Here is a 7,908-nt window from a genome sequence, read left to right as displayed (position 1 = left end):
GGCAAGTCCCTGCCGTCGAGCTTGATCGGCCCGGGTCCGCCTCAGGGGAGGCGCAGCCGCAGCATCCGCCGCGCGTTCCCCTCGTAGATCTTCGCCTTCTCCTCGGGCGTGGCGCGCATCTGCTCCATGGCCGCGATGGTGTCGCGGATGAAGCCGGGGCCCTTCTCGGGGTCGAAGGGCATGTCGGTCCCGAAGAGCACGCGGTCGGCGCCGAAAAAGCCCAGGCCGCACTCCATGGCGTGACGGGCGCCGAAGACGGCGGTGTCTCCGTAGAACATCCGGAAATAGTCGATCGGCCGGCGCCGGAGCCGCTGGAGGACCGCCCCGTCCTCCGGATCGTCGGTCCGGCTCCCGAGCTGGGCCAGCCCGTGGAGGATTCGCCCCTCGAAGTAGGGCGCCATCCCGCCCAGATGGTGGGTGATGATCTGGAGCTCGGGGTGCCGGTCGAAGAGCCCTGAGAAGACCAGCCGCCCCATGGCGATGGTCGTCTCGTACGGCCAGCCGAAGGCCCACCAGAGATCGTACTTCGACCGCTTCTCCGTCGGATAGTCGGCGAAGGTGACCGGCCGCGCCGGGTGGATCCAGATGGGCAGTCGGTGGGCCGCCATGCGCTCGAAGATCGGCTGGAAGGCCGGCTCGTCGAGGGGCCGGCCGTTGACGTTGGAAAAGATCTGGATTCCGGTGGCGCCCAGCTCACCGACGGCGCGGTCGATCTCGCGGAGGGCCGCGTCGGGGTGGTTCATGGGCAGCGAGGCCACGAAGGCGGGAAATCGGTCCGGGTGTTTCAGGACGATCTCGGCCATGCCGTCGTTGGCGAGCCGGGCCAGGTCGGCGGCGACCTCGGGGCCGCCCAGGGCCTCGATCGGCGGCGAGGCCAGCGTGAGGACCTGCAAGTAGCCCTCGTAGCGATCCATGATACGGAAGCGCAGGTCGAGGTCGACGAGCACCGGCACCCCGCGCGTCCGCTTCTGCATGTAGAGGTCGGCCGGGGCGACCTGGACCATCCGATCGAAGAACGCCCGGGGGAAGATGTGGGGGAAGACGTCGATCTTCATGCCCGCTCCATGGCCGTCCGGGCCGCGTGGGCCCGGCGCCCGTTCCACTCCCAGAGGACGAAGAGGATTCCCGCCGCAAGCCCGAGGAGCCCGGCGCCGAGCCAGAGGCCGCCCCGGGGCAACCCTAACAGCAGAACGCCCGCCACCCCGGCCAGTCCCCGCCGGGCGGGGCCCAACGGCCGGAAGAGGTAGCCCGCGCAGGCGATCCCGACCAGCAGGACGCCGATGGCGGCGGTGATCGCCGCCAGCACGATCTCACCGACGCCTCCGATCAGGAGGAGGGCCGGCTGGAAGGCGAACATGAAGGGCACCACGTAGGCCACGCTGGCCAGGCGCATTCCCGTCCAGCCCGTCTTCCAGAAGTCGGCGCGGGCGATGGCCGCCGCGGTATAGGTCGGCAGGCAGTCGGGCGGCGTGATCAGCGAGATCATGCCGAAGTAGAACAGGAACAGGTGGGCGGCCAGCGGCAGGATGCCGATCTCGGTGAGCGCGGGTCCGACCAGCACGGCCAGCGTGACGTAGACGACGGTGGTGGGAAGCGGCAGCCCCAGGAACAGACAGCCCAGCGCGGTGAGCACGAGGAGAGCGAGCGCGTTGCCGCCCGACATGGTCACCAGGAGCATCGAGATCTTGAAGACGAAGCCGGAGAAGTTCAGGGTGCCGATGACGATGCCGGCCAGCGCGGTGATGACCACGATGTCGAGCATGGTCCGGCCCGTCTCCTCGATGCTCCTCCAGATCGCGCCCGGCCGGGGCCGCGTGGCCGTCTGGAGCGCGCCGACGGCGAACGTCGCGACCACCGCGGCCATCCCGGCCGGCCCCGCGTCCCACCCCGCGATCATCAGCGTATAGACCAGGAGGCCGAGCGGGACCAGGAACACCCACCCCCGCCGCATCACCGCCCGGAACCTCGGCACCTCGTCCTGGGGCAACCCGGCCAGACCCCACTTGGCCGCTTCCAGATCCACCTGGGTGAAGAGCGCCAGGTAGTAGAGACCGGCCGGGATGGCGGCGGCCAGGGCCACCTGACCGTACGAGATGCCGAGGAACTCCGCGATCAGGAACGCCGCCGCTCCCATCACCGGCGGCATGATCTGGCCGCCCGTCGAGGCCACCGCTTCGATCGCCGCGGCCACGTGGGGGGCATAACCGGTCTGCTTCATCAGCGGGATGCTGAAGGCGCCGTTCACCGCGACGTTGGCCACGGCGCTGCCCGACACGGTGCCGAACAGGGCCGAGGAGACCACCGAGACCTTCGCCGCGCCGCCGCGATAACGTCCCATCGTCATCAGGGCGAGATCCATCAGGAACCGATCCCCGCGGACGGCATAGAGGGCCTGGCCGAAGAAGATGAAGGCCACCAGCACGCTGGCCGCCACGTTGAGCGGGACGCCCAGGAGTCCGCTGGTGTCCAGATAGAGGTAGGTGGCCAGGCGCCCCCAAGACGCGCCCTTGGCGTGCAACAGCCCGGGAAACAGGTATGCGAACTTGGCGTACAGCACCAGGGCCAGCGCGACCCACGCCAGCGTCCCGCCGGCGATCCGTCGAGTCGCCTCGAGGACCAGGAGCACGGCGATGCCGCCGAGCAGAGATCGCTCGAGGGACAGGACGCCCAGCCGGTAGGCGACCGTCGGGTACATGACGACCACATAGCCGCCGACGGCGAGTCCCGCCACGGCCAGGATCCAGTCGAGCCAGGGGACGCGACCGCCGGCCTCGTGACGTCGCGCCTTGACAGCGATGAAGACGCTGGCCAGCGCCAATCCCAGGAAGAGCCCGAGGAACTGCTGGTTGAAAAAGGCCCACGGCAGCCGATGGTGAAGCTGCGAGGCCCACAGCGCCCCGGTCAGGGTGAGGCCGCCGAGGAGCACGCGAACGAGCGCCGCTGGTCGCCCGGTCAGCGCACGGAACTTCGCGGTCGGGGCGTACTCGTCGGTCAGGGGCGCCGTCTCCGGGACTGCTCGCCGGCTGTCACGGGTTGAGGGCGAGAAGCCTCTGCTGCGCCTGATCCATGGCGGGAGTCCAGGCGCGCTGTTCCCGGTAGAACCGGATCGCGCCGGGGTGGTACGGGAGCGTCACGTCCGGATCGACGGCCCGCTCGCGCGTCCACTCCTTGAAGAGGGGATGGAGAGGCACCAGCCGCTCGATGCCCTCCCAGACCGCCCGGAGGGTCGCCTCGACCACGGCGTCGGGCACCCCTTTGCCGGACACCAGGTACAGGTCGTAGGCGATGACACAGGTTTCCTCGAGGACGCCCGTGGCCGTGCCGGCCTTGACGACCCGCGGGTAATATCCGGGAACGGCCCTCCGGATGCGGGCCTCGCCTTCGGGGGAGCAATCGACCGAGATGTGGCGGACGCCCACGGCGGCGTCGGCTTCCTTGACCTTGGCGCCGCCGAGCGCGAAGGTGCTGACGTCGGCCCGGCCCTGGACGAGCGCATCCAGCCCGTCGGTGACCGCCGGGACCGGCACCACCTTGACGTCACTCCAGGAGAGCCCGGCGCTGGCCAGGAGGCCGAACATGTTGTACCAGACCGACAGATGCGCGGGATACTCTCCGGTGACCCGCTTGCCCTTCACGTCGTGAGCCGTCTTGATCGGAGAGTCCTTGCGGACCAGGAGTCCGATCAGGAGCGGCGAGCCACGCATGACGATCCGGATACTCGGGGAATGCGGGAAGGGATTACGGCCGCCGACCTTGAAGCCGGACCCGCGGTAGGCGAGCGCCATGTCGACGGCGTTCACGACGCCGAACTCCATCTCGCCGGTCTGGAGGAGCGGAATGAAAGTGCTCGAGCCCGTGTAAGGCTGGGCCGTCATCCGGACCTTGCCCCCGTCAGTCACCACCTTGGCGAGCCCGCTGCCGACCGCGTAGAACACGGTGCCGGGGGGGTTCGTCCCGATAGTGACGGCGGGCTGGGCCGCGGCCGGGATGGACGCCAGCACCGCCGCGACTGCGAGGGCGGTCGGGAGCGCGGCCACGTGGCGAGACAGCAAGCACCTCGGCATGAGGGTCCTCCCCACCCGTTCGGACACGGCTATCATACCCCGCCGCTACGCGCCCGGCCGGGAACCCTCGGGGCCTTGCCCCTTGACTCTCCGACACCCGCTCGACAATAGTAGGAGCACCCGGGAGACCTTTGGGTGCTCCAATACGCGGCTTCTCGCGTCCTCTGGCTCGTTCCGACGCTCCTGGCCATGGCCCTGGTGACGTTCCTGGTGATGCACGCCACACCGGGGAGTCCGCTCGATCCCGTGGCCGAGGGGGCCAATCCCCTGCCCCTGGAGGCCCAGAAGAACCTCGCCGCGGCTTACGGGCTCGACAAGCCGCTCCACGAGCAGTTCCTGATCTTCCTCTCCAAGGCGGTCCGCGGCGATTTCGGGATGTCCTTCGTGTACAAGACCCGCACCGTCGCCGAGATCATCGTCGAGACCTTTCCGGTCTCGCTCCTCCTGGGGAGCCTGGCCTTCGCCCTCGCGGTGATCGGGGGGCTCACCCTGGGCATCCTGGCCGCGATCCATCAGAATCGGACGTGGGACTACGTGTCGGTCACCCTCGCCACCTTCGGCGTCGCCGTTCCGAACTTCGTCCTGGCCGTCTTCGCGATCATTCTCTTCTCCTTCGTGATCCCGCTCTTTCCGACGGGCGGGTGGGACTCGCCCCGGAACTGGGTCCTGCCCACGGTGACCCTGGCCCTGGCGCCGATGGGGATCGTCGCGCGCTACACGCGGGCGAGCATGCTGGAGGTGATCCGGGCCGACTACACGCTGACGGCACGGGCCAAGGGACTCGCCGAAGCGCCGATCATCTTCAAGCACGCCCTGAAGAACGCCCTCATCCCCGTGGTCACCCTCCTGGGGCCGCTCTTCGCCGCCATCGGCACCGGCTCCTTCTTCGTGGAAGCCATCTTCCGCGTGCCCGGGATGGGGCGGTTCTTCGTCCTCTCCATGACCGGGCGCGACTACCCGATGATCATGGCCGTGGTCCTGACCTATGGCGCCTTTCTGGCGGTGATGAACCTGGTGGTGGACCTGATCTATGGCGCTCTCGAGCCCCGCATCCGATACTAGCATCGGCACCGAAGCGGTCCTGGTCGGCGTCGTCCTGCCCGGCCAGGAGGGGGTCCGCTCGTCCAGTCTCTGGCGGGACGCGCTCCGGCGGCTCGTCCGGAACCGCCTGGCGGTGGCCGGGGGTCTCGTGGTCGTGGTGCTCTGCCTGCTGGCGATCTTCGCCGACGTGCTGGCTCCCTACTCTTACACCAAGACCAACTTCGGCCGCCTCAACGAAAGCCCGTCGCGCGATTATCCGCTGGGCACGGATCAGCTCGGCCGCGACATGGTCTCGCGCATGATCTACGGGGCGCGCGTCTCGATGCTGGTGGGGCTCGGCGCCCAGCTGGTCGTCGTCCTGATCGGCGTCCCCGTTGGCGCGCTGTCCGGCTACTGGGGTGGCCGCGCCGACCTGTTCCTCATGCGGTTCGTGGACGTCATGTACGCCTTCCCCAACCTGCTCTTCGTGATCCTGGTGATGTCGATGCTCGGGGCGGGGCTCCTGAACATCTTCATCGCCATCGGGCTGACCGGATGGGTCGGGATCGCCCGCCAGACGCGGGCCCAGGTCCTGTCGCTCAAGGAGAAGGAGTTCGTCGAGGGGGCGCGGGCACTCGGCGGAGGATTCGCCCGGGTGCTCGGGCGGCACGTGCTGCCCAATGCCCTCACCCCCATCGTCGTGGCCGTCACCTTCGGGATCCCCCAGGCCATCTTCACCGAGGCGGCCCTGTCCTTCATCGGCGTGGGCATCAATCCCCCGACCCCGTCGTGGGGCCAGATGGTGGGCGAGGGCCAGCAGTTCCTCCGGACGTACTGGCACCTCTGCGTCGTCCCGTCGATCGCCATCGCCGTCACCATGCTCTCGTTCACCTTCCTCGGCGACGGCGTCCGGGATGCACTGGACCCGAAGCTCAAGTAAATGACGCCGCCTCGCCACGGGACCGGCCGCGCGCTTCTGATCGAAGCGCTCCGAGCGCGGGCTTTGCCCGCGCCACCCCTTCCCGGGTGGAGGTTCGGAAGGGGGGCGGAGCCCCCCTCCGAGGAAAAGCGCGCACTCTCAACCAAGGAGGCGACATGAACAGTCCTTCGATCTCCGACCGACAGATGGAGCTGCTCGCGGAGCGCCTCGGCGCCGCCGGCGTCGGCCGGCGCGACTTCCTGCGGGTGGCGGCCGGGCTCGCCGCCATGGGCGCGGCCGGCTTCAACGCCCGGCCGGCGTCGGCGGCGCCCAAGCTGGCGCCGGGCGAGAAGCTCGCCAAGGAGCAGGCCTTCCGCTACGGCGGCGGCGGCCTGTACCAGAACGACCCCGCCAGCCAGGACTTCAACAAGGATCTCTACTGCGGCGGCGTCCCGGCGCTGTGGGCCGGGCTGATGAAGTTCAACGCGGAATTCCAATCCGTCCCCTACGTCGCGAGCAAGATCGCGTCGAACCAGGACGGCTCGGTGTGGACCTTCACGATCCGGAAGGACTCCAAGTGGTCCGACGGGAGCCCGTGCACGGCGCGCGACTTCGAGTACTCCTGGAAGCGCCAGCTCGATCCGGCCTCGAAGGCCCCCTATGCCGCGTTCCTCTATGACCTGAAGAACGGCGAGGCGTTCAACAAGGGCCAGGTGACCGACGCCGCCCAGGTCGGCATCCGCGCCAAGGACGACTGGACACTCGAGGTGACCCTCGAGGGGCCGCGGGGCTACTTCCCGGTCCTGGCGGCGTATCTCGCCGCGCTCCCGGGCCATCGGCCCTCCGTCGAGAAGCACGGCGACAAGTGGACGGAGCCGGGCAACATCGTCAGCAACGGGCCGTTCGTCCTCGAGAGCTGGGAGCACAACAAGCAGATGGTGCTCAGAAAGAACAAGCACTTCTTCGAGGCCAAAGACGTGACCCTCGAGAAGGTGGTCATCCCCATCATCCCCGTGCAGTCGGGGGCGCTCCCCTACGAGAACAACGAGCTGGACCTGACCGCGCTCCAGGCCGCCGACCTCAAGCGGCTCCAGGGCGACGCGAAGACCGCCAAGGAGGTCTTCCGGTATCCGTTCCCCGGCACCTGGTACCTGACCCCCCAGGTGACCAAGCCGCCCTTCGACAATCTCAAGGTCCGCAAGGCCATGGCCCATGCCGTGGACCGGGAGTCGGTGGCCAAGGTGGCGCAGGGGTTCTCGATCCCGGCCCACTGCATGATCCCGCCCGGGTTCCCCGGGTTCGTGGACGACAAGAAGATCCGCGACATCCAGCGCTTCGACGCGAAGCTCGCGATGTCGATGCTCAAGGGCACGCCGTACGAGGGCGGCAAGAACTGGCCGCGGATCGTCCTGTCGATGCGCGACGAGGCGCTGCAGTCCAAGCCCATGGCCGAGGCCGTCCAGGCCGTGCTCCTGGAGAACCTGAACATGAAGACCGAGCTGGAGGTGCTCGAGCCTCGCGTCTTCCGCGAGCGCCTGTGGAAGCAGGACCTCCAGCTCGTCTGGATCCGCTGGTTCATGGACTACCCCGATCCCCACAACGAGTACTTCGACACGTTCTACGGCAAGCGCACGACCGGGAAGCGCCAGGCCTGGGGCAACGACGACTTCGACAAGCAGCTCGAGGCGGGGCGCGACACGCGAGACCCGAAGAAGCGTCTCGAGCACTACGCCAAGGCCGAGGAGATCCTCCAGAGCGACGTGGGGTACATCCCGGCTCAGTGGGTCGTCCGCTACGCGGCGGCCAAGCCGTGGGTGCGGGGCATCGAGAAGAACAAGGCAGGAGAGCCGGTCCTCGAGGGCAACATCTACGTGGACATGCTCTCCCACCTCTACATCGTCGAAA

6 protein-coding genes are annotated in these 7,908 nt (G+C 68.6%); 3 read left to right on the top strand and 3 right to left on the bottom strand.

Annotated elements, in window-relative coordinates; genetic code table 11:
* Window positions 1-41: 41 nt before the first annotated feature.
* The 3 genes from VGW35_08565 to VGW35_08555 form a co-directional block, all read right to left on the bottom strand.
* Complete coding sequence (locus VGW35_08565; GenBank protein HEV8307708.1) at window positions 42-1,055, bottom strand: amidohydrolase family protein; 1,014 nt, start codon at window positions 1,053-1,055, stop codon at window positions 42-44.
* Window positions 1,052-2,926: a TRAP transporter fused permease subunit gene (locus VGW35_08560; GenBank protein ID HEV8307707.1), complete on the bottom strand. Its 1,875-nt coding sequence runs from the start codon at window positions 2,924-2,926 to the stop codon at window positions 1,052-1,054. The genes VGW35_08565 and VGW35_08560 overlap by 4 nt, the downstream gene beginning before the upstream one ends.
* A 100-nt stretch (window positions 2,927-3,026) precedes the next feature.
* Window positions 3,027-4,064, bottom strand: a complete 1,038-nt coding sequence (locus VGW35_08555; GenBank protein ID HEV8307706.1) for a TAXI family TRAP transporter solute-binding subunit — start codon at window positions 4,062-4,064, stop codon at window positions 3,027-3,029.
* Between the two features lie 135 nt (window positions 4,065-4,199).
* On the opposite strand from VGW35_08555, the gene VGW35_08550 reads away from it, so the two are divergent.
* The 3 genes from VGW35_08550 to VGW35_08540 form a co-directional block, all read left to right on the top strand.
* On the top strand, window positions 4,200-5,126 hold the full coding sequence (locus tag VGW35_08550) for an ABC transporter permease (GenBank protein ID HEV8307705.1): 927 nt from the start codon (window positions 4,200-4,202) through the stop codon (window positions 5,124-5,126).
* Complete coding sequence (locus tag VGW35_08545; protein ID HEV8307704.1) at window positions 5,095-6,024, top strand: ABC transporter permease; 930 nt, start codon at window positions 5,095-5,097, stop codon at window positions 6,022-6,024. The genes VGW35_08550 and VGW35_08545 overlap by 32 nt, the downstream gene beginning before the upstream one ends.
* 155 nt (window positions 6,025-6,179) lie before the next feature.
* Window positions 6,180-7,908 (top strand): peptide ABC transporter substrate-binding protein (locus VGW35_08540; GenBank protein ID HEV8307703.1); only part of this gene is annotated, 1,729 nt, incomplete at its 3' end.

The organism is Candidatus Methylomirabilota bacterium (assembly GCA_036005065.1).
Classification (GTDB): domain Bacteria; phylum Methylomirabilota; class Methylomirabilia; order Rokubacteriales; family DASRDR01; genus DASYQW01.
This window is presented reverse-complemented; position numbering and strand designations above follow the sequence as displayed.